The 15516-nt window shown below is 60.0% G+C and carries 14 protein-coding genes; 7 read left to right on the top strand and 7 right to left on the bottom strand.

From position 1 onward, the window contains the following. The 4 genes from AAAB16_RS03470 to AAAB16_RS03455 form a co-directional block, all read left to right on the top strand. Window positions 1–1205, top strand: a 1205-nt coding sequence (locus tag AAAB16_RS03470; protein ID WP_340662081.1) for an amino acid permease, incomplete at its 5' end; no start/stop codon positions are given. Window positions 1206–1386: 181 nt separating this feature from the next. Further along, the gene (locus AAAB16_RS03465) at window positions 1387–3042 is read left to right on the top strand and encodes an ABC transporter substrate-binding protein (RefSeq protein WP_340662080.1); all 1656 of its coding nucleotides are present in this window, start codon (window positions 1387–1389) and stop codon (window positions 3040–3042) included. An 82-nt stretch (window positions 3043–3124) separates the two neighbouring features. Continuing rightward, the gene (locus AAAB16_RS03460; protein WP_340662079.1) at window positions 3125–3544 is read left to right on the top strand and encodes a phosphotransferase system, HPr-related protein; all 420 of its coding nucleotides are present in this window, start codon (window positions 3125–3127) and stop codon (window positions 3542–3544) included. Between the two features lie 179 nt (window positions 3545–3723). Beyond that, a complete protein-coding gene (locus tag AAAB16_RS03455) occupies window positions 3724–4566 on the top strand; it encodes a hypothetical protein (protein ID WP_340662078.1) in 843 nt (280 codons plus the stop codon). A 3-nt stretch (window positions 4567–4569) separates the two neighbouring features. On the opposite strand, the gene recJ is transcribed toward AAAB16_RS03455, so the two are convergent. Continuing rightward, window positions 4570–6285 (bottom strand): single-stranded-DNA-specific exonuclease RecJ, encoded by a 1716-nt coding sequence (gene recJ / locus AAAB16_RS03450; protein ID WP_340662077.1) that lies wholly within the window; start codon window positions 6283–6285, stop codon window positions 4570–4572. A gap of 295 nt (window positions 6286–6580) precedes the next feature. Next, window positions 6581–7126, bottom strand: a complete 546-nt coding sequence (locus AAAB16_RS03445; protein WP_340662076.1) for a YaeQ family protein — start codon at window positions 7124–7126, stop codon at window positions 6581–6583. A 94-nt stretch (window positions 7127–7220) separates the two neighbouring features. Between AAAB16_RS03445 and AAAB16_RS03440 the strand changes: the two genes are divergently transcribed. Then, window positions 7221–8420, top strand: a complete 1200-nt coding sequence (locus AAAB16_RS03440) for a CaiB/BaiF CoA-transferase family protein (protein ID WP_340662075.1) — start codon at window positions 7221–7223, stop codon at window positions 8418–8420. Window positions 8421–8611: 191 nt separating this feature from the next. Next, entirely contained in the window at window positions 8612–9481 is an 870-nt protein-coding gene (locus tag AAAB16_RS03435) for a TIGR02285 family protein (protein WP_340662074.1), read from the top strand. Window positions 9482–9680: 199 nt separating this feature from the next. Here AAAB16_RS03435 and thrC read toward each other — a convergent pair whose 3' ends face one another. The 4 genes from thrC to xerD form a co-directional block, all read right to left on the bottom strand. Continuing rightward, entirely contained in the window at window positions 9681–11090 is a 1410-nt protein-coding gene (thrC, locus tag AAAB16_RS03430) for a threonine synthase (RefSeq protein WP_340662073.1), read from the bottom strand. A gap of 10 nt (window positions 11091–11100) precedes the next feature. After that, window positions 11101–12405 carry a homoserine dehydrogenase gene (locus AAAB16_RS03425; protein ID WP_340662072.1) on the bottom strand — a complete coding sequence of 435 codons (1305 nt, stop codon included), beginning with the start codon at window positions 12403–12405 and terminating at the stop codon, window positions 11101–11103. A 194-nt stretch (window positions 12406–12599) separates the two neighbouring features. Continuing rightward, complete coding sequence (gene dsbC / locus AAAB16_RS03420) at window positions 12600–13328, bottom strand: bifunctional protein-disulfide isomerase/oxidoreductase DsbC (RefSeq protein WP_340662071.1); 729 nt, start codon at window positions 13326–13328, stop codon at window positions 12600–12602. Window positions 13329–13435: 107 nt separating this feature from the next. Continuing rightward, window positions 13436–14332: a site-specific tyrosine recombinase XerD gene (gene xerD, locus AAAB16_RS03415; protein WP_340662070.1), complete on the bottom strand. Its 897-nt coding sequence runs from the start codon at window positions 14330–14332 to the stop codon at window positions 13436–13438. A 193-nt stretch (window positions 14333–14525) separates the two neighbouring features. Here xerD and AAAB16_RS03410 point away from each other — a divergent pair, with 193 nt between their 5' ends. Then, window positions 14526–15188 carry a hypothetical protein gene (locus AAAB16_RS03410; protein WP_340662069.1) on the top strand — a complete coding sequence of 221 codons (663 nt, stop codon included), beginning with the start codon at window positions 14526–14528 and terminating at the stop codon, window positions 15186–15188. On the opposite strand, the gene AAAB16_RS03405 is transcribed toward AAAB16_RS03410, so the two are convergent. After that, window positions 15178–15516, bottom strand: a 339-nt coding sequence (locus AAAB16_RS03405) for an acyl-CoA thioesterase (RefSeq protein WP_340662068.1), incomplete at its 5' end; no start/stop codon positions are given. The two genes, AAAB16_RS03410 and AAAB16_RS03405, sit on opposite strands and share 11 nt — an antisense overlap.

Raw genomic sequence — 15516 nt, 5'->3', positions numbered from 1 at the left:
CCGGTGGGGTTTACCCATGGGCACGGCGTCTGGTGGGCAAGCGCTGGGCGTGGATGGTCGGTTGGGTGTATGCCTGGGCGCTGGTGGTCACCATCGCCGCCGTGGCCGTGGGTGCGGGCCCGTATATGGCCGCCATGCTGGGTTTTGAACCGAGTAACAACACCAATATCGGCATCGCGTTGGTGCTGACGTTGATCGCTACGGTGGTCAACCTCAGCGGCACCAAAGTGTTGGCGCGTATCGCTATGTTCGGCTTTATCTGCGAGCTATTGGGCGCCTTGGTGGTGGGTATCTACCTGCTGATTTTCGAGCGTCATCAGTCGTTCAGCGTGCTGTTTAACACCTTTGATATCAGCATCGACGGCTCCTACCTGCCGGCCTTCCTCACCGCGTCGTTGGCGGGCATGTTCCTTTACTACGGCTTCGAGGCCTGCGGCGATGTCGCCGAAGAAACCCCGAACCCCAGCAAAAGCATTCCCAAGGCCATGCGCATGACCATCTACGTCGGTGGTGTGGCGGCGATGTTCGCCTGCCTGGCGCTGATTCTGGCCGTGCCGGATATGAGCGCGGTGATCAACGGCACCGACAAAGACCCGGTAACGACCATCCTCAACAACGCCTTCGGTGCCACCGGCTCAAAAGTGGTGATGGCGGTGGTGATGGTCTCGTTCGTGTCCTGCGTATTGAGCCTGCAAGCGGCCGCCAGCCGTCTGCTGTACTCCTATGCCCGTGACGAGATGATCATCGGCAGCAGCCTGCTGAAAAAACTGTCGCCGACTACCCATGTGCCGACCAGCGCGCTGCTGGTATGCGGTGTGCTGCCGGCGGTAGTGATCTGCTTGGGCTTTGTACTGCAAGACGCCATCGCCACCATCGTCAGCTTTGCTGCCATCGGCATTTACCTGGCTTTTCAGATGATCGTCAGCGGTGCGTTGTTTGCCCGCCTGCGCGGCTGGAAACCCAGCGGTGCGTTTACCCTCGGCGGTTGGGGCATGTTGGTGAATATTGGCGCGCTGGTGTATGGCGTGCTGGCGATCATCAATATGGCCTGGCCACGCTCGCCGGATGCCGCTTGGTACGTGAACTACGGCATGCCGTTGTCCACCGCCATCGTCATTGGTTTGGGCGTGGTCTATATGGTCGCGCGCAAACCCTATGAACACGGTACAGCGCCGGCTGGGGATGCTTGGAAGTTGAATAAGTAACCCGTTCGTGCCCGGCAACCGCCGGGCACACCCTAAAACTCGCTCTCTGTCGGACAATCCGACTGCATCTAAATCGCTACACGCCTGCGATTGCGCGGCTTGTAGAACTAAAGGCATGATGCGTCCAAGGCACCCACAGCTCGCCAGCAACGGGCTGTGACCGCTGCTCACGGAAGTTGCCATGCCGCACTCGATCTCGTGCCAAGACCGGTTCCTTGCCCCGCGACGCACACCCCAGCGACGCCTGTGGTTGTTCGCCCTGCTATTGCCGTTGCTCGCAGGTGAACGCAGCGTGGCGGCCGTGCTGCCCCCGCCCGGCCATTTACAAACCATCGACTTCCAATTGCGCTGGAAACACCAATTCCAATTCGCCGGTTATTACGCCGCCATCGCCAAGGGTTACTACCGCGAGGAAGGCTTTGAGGTGCGTCTGCATGAAGGTGCACCGGGCCGCACGCCCGTCGAGGAAGTGCTGGCCGGGCGGGCGTTGTATGGTGAATCCAACAGCGAATTGCTGTTTGAGCGCTTAAATGGCAAGCCGCTGGTGGCATTGGCGGCAATCTTTCAACACTCGCCCTCGGTGTTGTTGGCGCGCAGCGACGCTGGCATTCAGACCGTGCACGACCTGGTGGGCAAGCGCGTGATGTTGATGAACGCGCAAACCGATGCGGATTTTCTGACCATGTTTAGCCGCGAGGGCATCGACCCCACCACCCTTGATCTGCAACCCAGCAGTTACGAGATCGACGACCTGGTGAGCGGCAAGGTGCAGGCGTTCAACTCGTACCTGACTAACGAGCCGTACTACCTGCAGCAAAAAGGTGTGGACTACCGCGTGCTGTCGCCAGCCACGTACGGCATCGACTTCTACAGCGACATCCTGTTCACCACCGAAGCCGAGGTAAACGACAACCCCATGCGTGTGGCCGCCTTTCGCCGCGCCACCCTGCGCGGCTGGCGCTACGCCATGGAGCACCCGGACGAAATCATCGACCTGCTGCTCAACAAGTACCACGTGCAGAAAACCCGCGAGCATCTGCAGTTTGAAGCCCAGGCCATGCGCGGGCTGATCCTGCCTGAACTGGTGGACATCGGCCATATGAACCCCGGCCGATGGCTGCGCATGGCCGAAGCGTTTAAAGAACAACAGATGGTGCCGAGCATGGGCCGCCTCGACGGCTTTATTTACGACCCCAACCCACCGCAACTGGTGGAACGCCTGCGCACCATCATTATGCTGATCAGCCTGGGCTGCGCCGCCATTTTGGTGGTGGTGCTGATTTTGCTCTCCAGCCAACGCCGTTTGCAGCGCGAGATTCAGCGACGCATCGTGGCCGAAGAGGAAGTGCGCGCCCTGGCCTTTCACGACAGCCTGACCGGCCTGCCCAACCGCAACAGTTTTATTCCCTACGCCACGCAGAAACTGCTGACCGCCAAGCGCAACGATGAACGCTTGGCCCTGTGTTACCTGGACCTGAATAAATTCAAGGAGATCAACGACTCATACGGCCACCAGGCCGGCGACGCGATTCTGGTGCACGCGGCCCAAGCCATCAGCGCCAATATCCGTGAAGCCGATATGGCCGCGCGCATGGGCGGCGATGAATTCGTTGTGCTGCTCGATGGGGTGCACGACGCCGACGATATCTACCGCCTGACCGAGCAGATTTCCCACGCCATCGCCCAGCCGTTGCTATGGAACGGCCGCGAACTCTGCGTCACCGCCAGCCTGGGGGTGGCGATTTATCCACAGGCCGGCGAGCAGCTTGACGAGCTGATGTCCAAAGCCGACTCGGCAATGTTCTACAAAAAAGCCGCCATGCTGTCACTGCGCTAGGCCTACCCCCGGTCGAAAGGCCTGAACCAAGTACGCTCCCCCTGAGTCCACCGCTTAGTCACAGCTAACCGAGGACCGGAAAATGAGCACGCAAAAACGTTACGTCCCGCAAGAAATCGACGACATGCAAGACCGCATGGGGTCCATCGAACCGTTGGATTTTGATGAGCGCAAAGACGAACGCCGCGGCCAGGTAGGCGACCTCAAATCCCCCGCAGAAATTGCCCGCCAATACCCTGATAAACGCGTGCGCGAAGCCGGCCAAACCGGTGGCTCTACCCTAGGTGAAGGCGACAACGAAGACGGCGTCAGCCTGGACGACCTCAGCCCGGAAAACCTGATTGATGAAAGCGGTGCACGCTCGGCCAATGAGCCGGGCGGCAAAACCGCCGCCGATTGGGATTTAAGCATTGTCGATGAAGACGAGATCGGCGAAGGCTATGGGCTAGATGAAGAAGAACTCGCCCACGTCCAACCATTGGACGGCAAGCCGGAACGCTAGGGTTTTGCCGCCCGCACCCGTATACGCGGACTATTTCCGCAACACTGCTACACCCAAAGCGCCGCCCCTCTGGGAAGCAGCTGCTAGGTAGCCACTGCTCACTGCGCCACCATCAGTCTCGATGCACTCCAACAGATGGAGTGGTCGAGCTGTAAGGCCCAGTGAGGTTACCGATGCCTTTGTTTCCCCGCGCCATCGCCAAATTGTTGCTGATCATCAACGTAGGTGCGTTAGCGCTGCTCAGCAGCGTTCAGCTTGCCGCGCAACCTGCCAACTGGGTTTACCTGGTTGATACGCGACCGCCTTCGGATGTCTTCCAAAACGGGTTTACTACCGATGGCACTGTGCTCAGTTTGCTTGCGCTTCTTTCCGGCGGCGCCTGTGAGGCCGACGATGCCGAGCAACGCTCAGCATGGTTAAGCACCAGCAGCAATGAGCAGCTTGTGCAGAGCTTTGCCCTGAGCCAGTTGCGAAGGCGGCGGGTTGCGCAGCAGCCCGGTAGCAGTGTTGTAGGCGTATGGATTTACGCCGTTCACACCGACAGCAGCTATTACAGTGTTCTCGATATTTTCAACCAAGTGCGGCAGGCCGGCCTCAACAACAGTCACGGCTATACCCCCACAGACGCAGCGCTGGTTAGCCGCTTTTTAAGCAATGCCACGGCAGTGCCAATCAGCCAAGTGCTTACGCACCACGTTGACCCTCGCAATATTTACCATGGGGGGCTAGCGGTTATGGATCCGACTGGTCAGCAGCTGCTCTTCCCTCAAGGCATGCTTCGCAACGCCAACTACCTCGTACCAAGCAGCCAGATGACCAATCATGTGGCCAGCTTGGAAAACATGGTGCCCCGACTTAGCCTGCAGGCCTTTGCGGCAATGAGCAGCGGCACCTGCGCAAAGGCCTGCGACAGCGACTGGGCAGCAAGAAGCGAGCGCAAACGTAGAAGTGTGCCTATGGATTCTCTGTTCTGTGCGACGGGGCCATCAGCCGCAGAGGTGTTTATAGGCAGCGAGGACTAACGCCTAACGCGCCGCCATATGGGCAATCATCAATTGCACGGTTTCCTGGCCGCGGTATTCGTTAACGTCCAACTTGTACGCCAACTCCACCCAACGCACGGTGGGGTTGGGCCATACGTCGCGGTCGATACCAAAAGCGATGCCATCCAGCTGCACCGCACCGCATTCGCTTTTAAGCACCACTTTTAAATGCCGCTCGCCCACTACCCGCTGCTGCACCAGTTGGAAGACACCATGGAACAGCGGCTCGGGGAAGTGTTGGCCCCACGGCCCGGCATTGCGCAGCGCGCGGGCCAGTTCCAGGTGAAACTCTTCCACGGCCAGCGCACCGTCAGACAGCAGGCGGCCGGTGAGGTCGTCCTCCTGCAATTGGCGGCGTACTTCGGCGTCAAAGGCCGCCGCAAAGTCAGCAAAGTTCTCCTGCGGTAGCGACAACCCCGCCGCCATGGCATGGCCACCGAACTTGCTGATCAAGCCCGGGTGCGTGGCGGCCACCGCGTCCAGCGCATCACGGATATGAAAGCCCGGCACCGAGCGCGCCGAGCCCTTCATCAGTCCCTCGCCGGCATCGGCAAAAGCGATGGTGGGCCGGTGGTAACGCTCTTTCATGCGTGAGGCGAGGATGCCGATTACGCCCTGGTGCCAGTCCGGTTCAAACAGGCACAGACCGAACGGCATGGACTCCAGCGGCAAGTCTTTAAGCTGCGCCAGCGCTTCACGCTGCATGCCCTGCTCAATGGTTTTGCGGTCCTGATTCAGTTGATCCAGTTGCACCGCCATATCGCGCGCGGTGGCTTCGTCTTCACAGAGCAGGCATTCGATACCCAGGCTCATATCGTCCAACCGTCCGGCCGCGTTCAAGCGAGGGCCGAGGATAAAGCCGAGGTCGGTGGAGGTGATGCGCTCAGCGGCGCGCCCGGCCACCTCCAGCACCGCGCGCAAGCCAGGGCGCGCACGCCCGGCACGGATGCGCGCCAACCCTTGATGGACGAGGATGCGGTTATTGGCATCCAACGGCACGACGTCGGCCACGCTGCCCAACGCGACCAAATCGAGCAACTCAGCCAGGTTGGGTTCTTTCAGGTGGCTGCGGGCAAACCAACCGTTCTCGCGCAACCGCGCACGCAGTGCCAGCAGCACATAGAAAATCACCCCGACACCGGCCAGCGCCTTGCTCGGAAAGGTGCAGCCATGCTGGTTGGGGTTAACAATGGCATCTGCCGCCGGCAGCTCGGCGCCGGGCAAGTGGTGGTCGGTGACCAACACACTGAGCCCTGCCGCCTTGGCTGCGGCCACGCCTTCGACGCTGGAGATACCGTTATCCACAGTCAGCAGCAGCTGCGGTTTGCGCTCCAGGGCGACGGCGACAATTTCCGGGGTCAGGCCATAGCCGTATTCAAAGCGGTTGGGCACCAGGTAATCGACATGGGCAGCGCCCAGCGAGCGCAGGCCCAATACACCGACGGTGCTAGCGGTAGCGCCGTCGGCATCGAAATCGCCCACGATCAGAATGCGCTGGCGTTGCTCCAAAGCGACCACCAACAAATCGACTGCCGCCTCAATGCCCATCAATTGCTGATAAGGGATCAACCGCGCCAAGCCCTTATCCAACTCCGCCGCCGACTGCACGCCACGGGCGGCATAGAGCCGAGTGAGCAAGGGCGGCAGGTCGCCGAGGTCTGGCAGGGTGTCGGGGAGCGGGCGGGCTTCGATGCGCATGGGCGGTTCTATATAACTCTGGGACTGGCGGAAATAGGCTTCCCTCGCCGGCTTATGGGAGAGGGGCTGGAGGTCAGGGCTGCGTCAAACACAAATCTTAAAACCCTCTCCCTAACCCTCTCCCGCGAGCGGGCAGAGGGAACTGATCGTGTACGGTTTAACTCCCCTCGCCCGCTTGCGGGAGAGGGGCTGGGGGAGAGGGCCGCGGCAAACACAAATCTCAAAACCCTCTCCCCTATCCGGGCGACCACTAGCAGACAGAGGGAACTGATCAGTGTGTGGTTGTAGAGCAGGTTTACTCCCCCCGATCCCCCATCAACCACTCCAACTGCACTTCATGCTGACCACGGTCATCGGTCACAAAAATAGTGCCTTCGCTAATCATCACAGCCCAGGTAATGCTGCGCGGCATGTCTTTGGCGAGGTTTTCCAGCGCCTCTTGCGGCACAGCGGCGATATTGACGTTTTTCAGCATTTTCGCCGCATCGACTACCTTGGTTTGCCACACCCGCAAGCTGCCATAGGCCAGCAGGCTGGTGCGTTCGGTGCGGCGTGAGCACCAGGTCAGGCGCTCGGCATCTGGCTGACCAACTTCAATCCAGTGCAGTACACGGCCATCCAGACTCTTTTCCCACAACGCCGGTTCATCGACATCCGACAGGCCACGGCCAAAGCTCAGCTCTTCGCTGTACCACAGGGCATAGGCGAGTAAACGCACGGTCATGCGTTCTTCAGTTTCCGAGGGGTGACGGGCGATGGTCAAACGCGAGGTGGCGTAGACGCCCCGGTCCAGGTCGGTGAGGTTGAGGTCGACTTTGTAGGTCGTAGAAGGCTGGGCCATGGTTCGGCTTCTGATAAGGAAAGGCGGCAAGTCTACCGTAAGCGCGTGCAGCGGGTTAGAGTCGCGGCCATTGTCTGCCGACGGATACCCAGCTATGAGCCTTGCCAGCAAACCCCTCGCCGGGGTCAAAGTCATTGAACTCGGCACCCTGATTGCCGGGCCTTTCGCCTCGCGCATCTGCGCGGAATTTGGCGCCGAGGTGGTCAAGGTGGAGTCACCGGACGGCGGCGATCCGCTGCGCAAGTGGCGCAAGCTGTATGAGGGCACCTCGCTGTGGTGGTTTGTACAGGCGCGCAATAAGCAGTCGCTAACGCTCAATCTCAAGCATGAAGAGGGCCGCGAGGTGCTGCGCAAGCTGCTCGGCGAAGCGGACATTCTGATCGAGAACTTTCGCCCCGGTGTGTTGGAAAAGTTGGGTTTTGGCTGGGAAGCCTTGCACGCGCTCAATCCGAAATTGGTCATGGTCCGCCTCTCAGGCTTTGGCCAGAGCGGGCCCATGAAGGACCAACCTGGCTTTGGCGCGGTAGGTGAATCCATGGGCGGCCTGCGTTATATCACCGGCTTTGAAGACCGTCCGCCGGTACGCACGGGCATTTCCATCGGCGACTCGATTGCCGCGCTGTGGGGCGTAATTGGCGCGCTGATGGCGCTGCGCCACCGTGAGGTCAACGGTGGTCAGGGCCAGGTGGTGGACGTGGCGCTGTACGAAGCCATTTTCGCCATGATGGAAAGCATGGTGCCGGAGTTCGATGTCTTCGGCTTTATCCGTGAACGCACCGGCAACATTATGCCGGGCATCACGCCCTCCTCCATCCATACCAGCAGCGATGGCAAGCACGTGCAGATCGGCGCCAACGGCGATGCGATCTTTAGGCGCTTTATGCTCGCCATTGGCCGCCAGGATTTGGCCGAAGACGCGACCCTGGCCAGCAACGATGGCCGCGACCTGCGCCGCGATGAGTTGTATGGCGTGATCGACCGCTGGGTGGGCTCATTGCCGCTGGAGGCTGTGCTAGCAACGCTAAACGCCGCCGACGTGCCCGCCAGCCGGATTTTTTCCGCCGAAGATATGTTTAGCGACCCGCAATACCTGGCCCGGGAGATGTTTCTTAGCGCCAAGCTGCCCGATGGCAAGGCGTTCAAGATGCCCGGCATTGTGCCCAAACTCTCGGAAACGCCAGGCAGCGCGGAGTGGGTGGGGCCAGAGCTGGGCGAGCATACCCACCAGGTGCTGGCGGGCTTGGGTTATAGCGCCGAACAGGTCGCTGCATTGAAAAAAAGCGGTGCGATTTAGAGCGCTCGGTGCGGGCATTTGCCCGTAGGGTGTGCTGTGCGCACCAAAGGCCAGACACGGGTGATAGCAATTGTGCATCCGTTCTGGACTGGCGCAGGCCGCAGCCTATATCGTGCGCCGACTGAGTCAGGGCGCGTCAGACGCCTACACTTTTTCTCGCTGTACTCCTGGCGTTCCTGGAGTTTTTTTCCATGCCTGCTTTGCCTTTTTTCAAACGTCTTTTCCTTCTGGCCGCCTGCGCCATGTGGACTTTTTGCGCCCACGCAGAAAGCAAACCACGGCTGATCTGGACCATCCGCGACATGCCGCCGTTCACCATTCTCGAGGGTCCGCTCAAGGGCAAAGGTATCGCCGACCGCATGCTGGCCTTGCTGCAAGCCGACCTGCCGCAATACGAGCACGTCGTCAGCGTGGCCAACCGCGCCCGCGCCAACCAGATTCTCAGCAGCGGCGTACTGACCTGCGATTCCGGGCTGCTGTGGAGCAAAGAGCGCGAGCAGATGATGTACTTCTCCATTCCCACCTTGGGCATTCTTACCAATGGTGTGGTGGTACGAAAAGTCGACGAAGAAAAGCTCGCGCCCTTTATCCAAAAAGGTGAGTTCGACTTGGCCGCGTTTATCGCCGACGGCCGCTATAACCTCGGTACCCTGGTGGAGCGCAGTTACGGCAAGGTCATCGACACCGAGCTGGCGCGCGCCAAGCCAGGCACCATCGTCGTGCACCACGGCACCGATGCCACCCTCAGCCTGCTACGGATGCAACAACACCAACGCCTGAGCGTGGTGCTCGGCTACTGGCCGGAACTGCGTTACCAAAGCGAAAACGCTGGGGTAACGCTGGAGGCGCTGAATTTCTATCCGGTAAAGGGCGTACCCACCTACCAACTGGCCTACGTCACCTGTTCGAAAACCCCGGAAGGCTTGCAGGCAATCAAAGCCATCAACGCCAGCGTGCGGCGCTTGCGCGAGGGCGAAGTGGTGGATTTGTATGCACAGTGGCTGGATGGCGATACGCGTAAGGCGTATTTGAAGGCGGCGAAAGGGTTCTTCAAAGAGTAACCACCGCTATCGCCCCGCAGGATATGCGTCTGGCCCCCCTGGATCCCCGCCTTCGCGGGGATGACGGATGTACCCCTACAACGTGCGTCATTCCACGCGCAGGCGGGAATCCAGTGATCCACAGCCAAAACGCTTTCTGCGCCTCCATAAAAAAGGCCAGCACCACAACGTGGGCTGGCCTTTTTCATTACCGTTTTGCTTACAACGGCTTGCCGCGATTGCCATGCTCGCTGACAAACGCCTGCATCGCTTTGATGTCGTTTGGCAGCACGGTGCAACGCTCCGGCCGGTCAAACAAATCCTGCAAGTGCGGCGGCAAGATCGGGCCTTTGCCGACGCCGGCTTTTTCCACCGCTTCGGGGAATTTCACCGGGTGCGCGGTGCCCAGAATCACCATCGGGGTGCTCAAGCTACGGCGGCATTCGCGCGCGGCTTTAACCCCAATGGCGGTGTGCGGGTCAAGCAACTCGCCGTTTTCGGCGAACACCTGGGCGATGGTTTCGCAGGTTTCTTCGTCGGTCACAGCCAGGGAGTCGAACAGCTTGCGCGCTTCGGTCCAACGGTCTTGATCAACGCTAAAGCCGCCGCCTTTTTTGAAGGTGGCCATCAGATCAGAGATAGCCGCGCCGTTACGACCGTGCAGGTCAAACAGCAGGCGCTCGAAGTTGGACGACACCATGATGTCCATCGACGGCGACAACGTTGGGTGCAGGGTGTCTTTGACGTACTGATTGCCGCTCATAAAGCGGTGCAGGATGTCGTTGCGGTTGGTGGCGACGATCAGTTGGCTGATCGGCAGGCCCATATTGCGCGCCAGGTAGCCGGCGAAAATATCGCCGAAGTTGCCGGTCGGCACCGAGAACGCGATGGAGCGCGCCGGGCCGCCGAGCTGCAGAGCTGCGTGAAAGTAGTAAACAATCTGGGCCATGATCCGCGCCCAGTTGATCGAGTTCACTGCCACCAGGCGCGTGCCTTTAAGGAAGCTCTGGTCGGCAAAGCTGTCTTTGACCATTTCCTGGCAGTCGTCGAAGTTACCTTCCACGGCGATGTTGTGGATGTTGTCGCCGAGGATGGTGGTCATCTGCCGACGCTGCACTTCCGAGACGCGGTTGTTCGGGTGCAGGATAAAAATATCGACGTTATCGCAGGCCTTGCAGCCTTCGATGGCGGCCGAACCTGTGTCGCCCGAGGTGGCGCCGATGATGACTACGCGCTCGTTGCGCTTGGCCAATACATAGTCGAGCAAGCGACCGAGCAGTTGCAGGGCGAAGTCTTTAAAGGCCAGGGTCGGGCCGTGGAACAGCTCGAGCACCCACTCGTTGCCATTCAGCTGACGCAGCGGCGCTACAGCGTTGTGGGCGAACACGCCGTAGGTTTCTTCGAGAATCTTTTTAAAGTCGGCATCTGGAATGCTGCCGGTGACAAACGGGCGCATCACGCGGAAGGCCAGTTCGTGATACGGCAGGCCGGCCCAAGAGGCAATTTCTTCCTGGGTAAAACGCGGCAGGTTTTCCGGCACATACAGGCCGCCGTCGCTGGCCAAACCGGCCAGCAGCACGTCTTCGAAATTCAGCGCAGGCGCTTGGCCGCGGGTACTGATGTAACGCATGAAATAGTCCTCAGCTCAATTGCTCAACGCGGATACGCACGACACTGCCCGCTACATCGTCTAGCGCCTCAAGGGCGGCGATGGCGTCGTTCATGCGTTGTTCCACTACGCGGTGAGTGACCAGAATCATCGGCACCAGGCCGTCTTGCTCTTCGACCTCCTGCTGCATGATCGATTCGATATTGATGCCACGCTCGGACAGGATGGTCGCCACCTGAGCCAATACGCCCGGGTGATCTTTGGCCTGAATGCGCAGGTAGTAAGCGCTTTCGCAGGCCTCGATCGGCAGAATGGGGTGGGTCGACAGCGCGTCCGGCTGGAAGGCCAGGTGTGGTACGCGGTTTTCCGGGTCGGTGGTCAGGGCACGTACCACGTCCACCAGGTCGGCAATCACCGACGAAGCGGTCGGCTCCATGCCGGCGCCAGCGCCGTAGAACAGGGTGCTGCCGGCAGCGTCACCGTTGACCATCACGGCGTTCATCACGCCATTGACGTTAGCAATCAGGCGGTCGGCCGGAATCAGCGTTGGGTGCACACGCAGCTCGATGCCAGCGGCGGTGCTGCGCGCCACGCCCAAGTGCTTGATGCGATAGCCCAGCGCTTCGGCGTAGTTGACGTCAGCGGTGGTGAGTTTAGTGATGCCCTCGGTGTAGGCCTTGTCGAACTGCAGCGGAATACCAAAGGCAATGGAAGCCAGGATGGTCAGCTTGTGGGCAGCATCGATGCCTTCAACGTCAAAGGTGGGGTCCGCTTCGGCGTAACCCAGGGCTTGGGCTTCAGCCAACACGTCGGCAAAGGTACGACCCTTCTCGCGCATTTCGCTGAGGATAAAGTTGCCAGTGCCGTTGATGATGCCGGCCAGCCAGTTGATACGGTTGGCCGCCAGGCCTTCACGGATGGCTTTGATCACCGGGATGCCGCCAGCAACAGCGGCTTCAAACGCAACGATCACGCCCTTCTCGCGGGCCTTGGCGAAAATTTCATTGCCGTGCACAGCAATCAGCGCCTTGTTAGCGGTAACCACGTGCTTGCCGTTTTCGATGGCTTTGAGCACCAGCTCATGGGCGATGGTGTAGCCGCCGATCAGCTCGATGACGATGTCGATTTCTGGGTTAGTGGCCACCGCGAACACATCGTTGGTGGTAGCAATACCGGTAATGTCGCACTGAGGGTTCTGCGAACGCAGCGCAATCTGCGCCACTTCGATGCCACGCCCTGCGCGCCGGGCAATTTCCTCGGCGTTGCGCTTGAGCACATTGAACGTACCGCCACCGACGGTACCCAGCCCACAGATGCCTACTTTGACCGGTTTCACCCTGAACTCCCCAGAACTTACTGCGTGAAACGGCCCACTTAGCGTGGGCCGTAAATATAAAAGAGCCGCACCTTACGAAGCGGCTCAGTATTAGTCAATCAGGCCGCGAGGCCCAAACAGCGCGGCGATCCGTAGGGTGTGCTATGCGCACCAATACGTGCGCCCCGATATCGCCACGGTGCGCGCAGCACAGCCTACTTGGCTTTCAGCGCCAACGCGGCGACTTGCGGCGCTGGCTGGTAACCCGGAATCAACTTGCCGTCAGCCAAGATGATGGCTGGCGTGCCATTCACACCAATGGCCTGGCCCAGGGCGAATTGCTGGTGCACCGGGTTTTCGCACTTGGCGGCTTTGATTTCTTTGCCTTCAACCATCTGGTCCATGGCTTTGCGGCGGTCTTTCGAGCACCACACGGCTTGCAACTGCATGTCACCTTCAGAGCCTGGGCCCTGACGCGGGAAGGCCAGGTAGCGCACTTCAATACCGCGACGGTTCAGCTCAGCCACTTCGGCATGCAGCTTGTGGCAGTAGGGGCAGGTGGTGTCGGTAAACACGGTGATATGGGATTTGGCTTCGCCCACCGCCGGGTAGATGACCATTTCGCTGGTGGGAATGGCGTTGATGGTTTTGGCGATGCCTTCGCTTTCAGCTTTCTCGGTGAGGTTGATCGGCTTGCCGCCGTTCACGTCGAACAGATAGCCCTGCATCACATATTTGCCATCAGCGCTGGCATAGATCACCCGCCCGCCTTGCATACGGACTTCGTACAGGCCGTTTAAGGGGCTGGCGGCGATACGTTCGATGGGCGTATCCATCTGCAGGGTTTCGAGGGTCTTGCGAATGGCTTGGTCGGCTTCATCGGCCATAGCCACGCAGCTGCTCAAGGCAATTAGGGCAGCAGCAATAATTCGGGTGACGCGCATTGGATACTCCTGGCAAACGCGGCAAAACAGCGAGGGCGAAGCCTACCATACAAGCCCGGCCCAGGCCGATTGCAGCGGGTCGGATGACGTAGGCAGACAGGTGGATGTCAGCCGCGGGGATGATGACGGGCGTGCAGCTCTTGCAAACGGGCGCGGGCGATATGGGTGTAGATCTGCGTGGTGGATAAATCGCTGTGGCCGAGCAGCATCTGCACCACACGCAAATCGGCGCCATGGTTAAGCAAATGGGTAGCAAAGGCGTGGCGCAGGGTATGCGGCGACAAGGCCTTGCTGATGCCGGCGACTTTGGCGTGGTGTTTGATGCGGTGCCAGAAGGTCTGGCGAGTCATCTGGTCGCCGCGCGAACTGGGGAACAACACATCGCTTGGCTGGCCACCGAGCAGCTCGCCGCGCGCCTGACGCATATAGCGTTCAATCCAGGCAATGGCCTCTTCGCCCATGGGCACCAGACGCTCCTTGCTGCCCTTACCGAAGACCCGCAGTACGCCCTGACGCAGGTTGACCTGCTCCAAGGTCAGACTGATCAGCTCGGTTACCCGCAAGCCACAGGCATACAGCACTTCCAGCATGGCGCGGTCGCGCAGGCCAATGGCATCGGCGACTTCCGGTGCCGCTAACAGGGCCTCGACGTCGGCTTCGGACAGGCTTTTGGGCAGCGGCCGGCCAAGCTGGGGCATTTCTACCTGTAGCGTAGGGTCGGTGGCGATGAGGTTTTCCCGCAGCAAATAACGATAAAAACCGCGCACCGCCGAGAGAAAGCGCGCAGTGGAACGGGCAACGTACTTCTGCTCCAGGCGCCAGGCCAGGTGATCGAGCAACACATCACGGCCGATATCCGACAGGTTCAAGCCACGCTCCTGCAGCCAGCCATTGAAATGCGCGAGATCGCTGCGATAGGCCGAACGCGAGTGTTCAGACAACCCCTTTTCCATCCACAGGGCATCGAGAAACTGGTCGATAAGCGGGTGATCAAGAACCGGCATAAATAGGCGTTACCTGGCGTGGAAGGCGGCTAGTCTTTCACAGCCACGCTCGTCGTCACAGGTTTACCGAAGCAAATTCAGAGCCGACGGCTGGCGTGAGAATGATGCCGTCACCCTATCTTTGGGTGGGTGACAGGCCGCCATCTGACGACCATGATTTCAACACGCCACTACTGCCTGCCGGACACCCACCATGGCCACTCAACAGAACTCCCGCCTCGGTCAAATACTGCTGAACAAAGGACTGATCAGCGCCGACCAACTGGCTCATGCCATCCAGTTACAAGCCAGCAGCCACAAACGATTAGGGGAAATCCTTATCGAGCTGGGGCTGGTCAGCGATCGCCAACTGAGCAAGGCGCTGAAAAAGCAAAGCAACCTGCGTGTTGCCGCCACCTTGGTTGCCGCGTTGCTTAGCCCGTTTCAAATGGCCAGTGCGGATTTACATCGCCCCGCACCCAGCAGCCTTAGCCGCACGCTCCAGCCTTTGAATGATTCGGAGATGAGCAACGTCAGCGCGCAAGGGCTGGACGATGTGCTGCAGGGTTTGTTTTTACAGGCAGAAAGCGGCGACGGCCTGGGTACGGCGGGCAAACTGGCCAAGCTGGTGATGCCCGTACTCAGCAGCCTGGAAGCCGAAACCTCACTGAAAGATGTGCGCTACGACACCAGCAAACTGACCTCAGTGGTCAACGCCGACGGCAGTGTGAACGTGCGCTTGCCCAGCTCCATAGGCGAGCTGCGTTTCGACAATGTGCGGGTAGCCGGGGCTGGTGCGGGACAAAGCATGGGCAGCGTAACGCTGCAGGACATTGACCTTTCCCAGGCGTCGCTGCGCATCAGCCTCAGACCGTAGGCAATACCGGCACCGGGTGCTTGTCGTCGTCGATGGCAACAAAGCTGAACAACCCGGTGATCGCCTTCTCGCGACCATCGCTGTACATGCTTTCAACAAACACCTCGACCTCAACTTTGAGGCTGGTGTTGCCCACTTTCACCACGCGCCCTACCAACTCCACGATCGAGCCAGCCGGGATCGGGTGTTTGAAGTCAATGCGATCGGATGAAACGGTCACCAGCGGCAACCGGCAAAAACGCGTGGCGGCGATAAACGACACTTCGTCCATCCACGCCAATGCGGTGCCGCCAAACAGCGTGTTGTGGTGGTTGGTGGTCGGCGGGAA

The organism is Pseudomonas sp., assembly GCF_037994325.1.
In the GTDB taxonomy this organism is placed as follows: domain Bacteria; phylum Pseudomonadota; class Gammaproteobacteria; order Pseudomonadales; family Pseudomonadaceae; genus Aquipseudomonas.
The sequence above is the reverse complement of the archived record's forward strand: the minus strand, read 5'-3'. Positions and strand labels throughout refer to the sequence as shown.

Excerpts from the sequence above, each read along its gene's own strand:
- AAAB16_RS03465 (WP_340662080.1), top strand. The coding sequence starts at position 1,387 with ATGCCGCACTCGATCTCGTGCCAAGACCGGTTCCTTGCCCCGCGACGC.
- AAAB16_RS03460 (WP_340662079.1), top strand. The coding sequence starts at position 3,125 with ATGAGCACGCAAAAACGTTACGTCCCGCAAGAAATCGACGACATGCAA.
- recJ (WP_340662077.1), bottom strand. The coding sequence starts at position 6,285 with ATGCGCATCGAAGCCCGCCCGCTCCCCGACACCCTGCCAGACCTCGGC.
- AAAB16_RS03445 (WP_340662076.1), bottom strand. The coding sequence starts at position 7,126 with ATGGCCCAGCCTTCTACGACCTACAAAGTCGACCTCAACCTCACCGAC.
- AAAB16_RS03440 (WP_340662075.1), top strand. The coding sequence starts at position 7,221 with ATGAGCCTTGCCAGCAAACCCCTCGCCGGGGTCAAAGTCATTGAACTC.
- AAAB16_RS03435 (WP_340662074.1), top strand. The coding sequence starts at position 8,612 with ATGCCTGCTTTGCCTTTTTTCAAACGTCTTTTCCTTCTGGCCGCCTGC.
- thrC (WP_340662073.1), bottom strand. The coding sequence starts at position 11,090 with ATGCGTTACATCAGTACCCGCGGCCAAGCGCCTGCGCTGAATTTCGAA.
- dsbC (WP_340662071.1), bottom strand. The coding sequence starts at position 13,328 with ATGCGCGTCACCCGAATTATTGCTGCTGCCCTAATTGCCTTGAGCAGC.
- xerD (WP_340662070.1), bottom strand. The coding sequence starts at position 14,332 with ATGCCGGTTCTTGATCACCCGCTTATCGACCAGTTTCTCGATGCCCTG.
- AAAB16_RS03410 (WP_340662069.1), top strand. The coding sequence starts at position 14,526 with ATGGCCACTCAACAGAACTCCCGCCTCGGTCAAATACTGCTGAACAAA.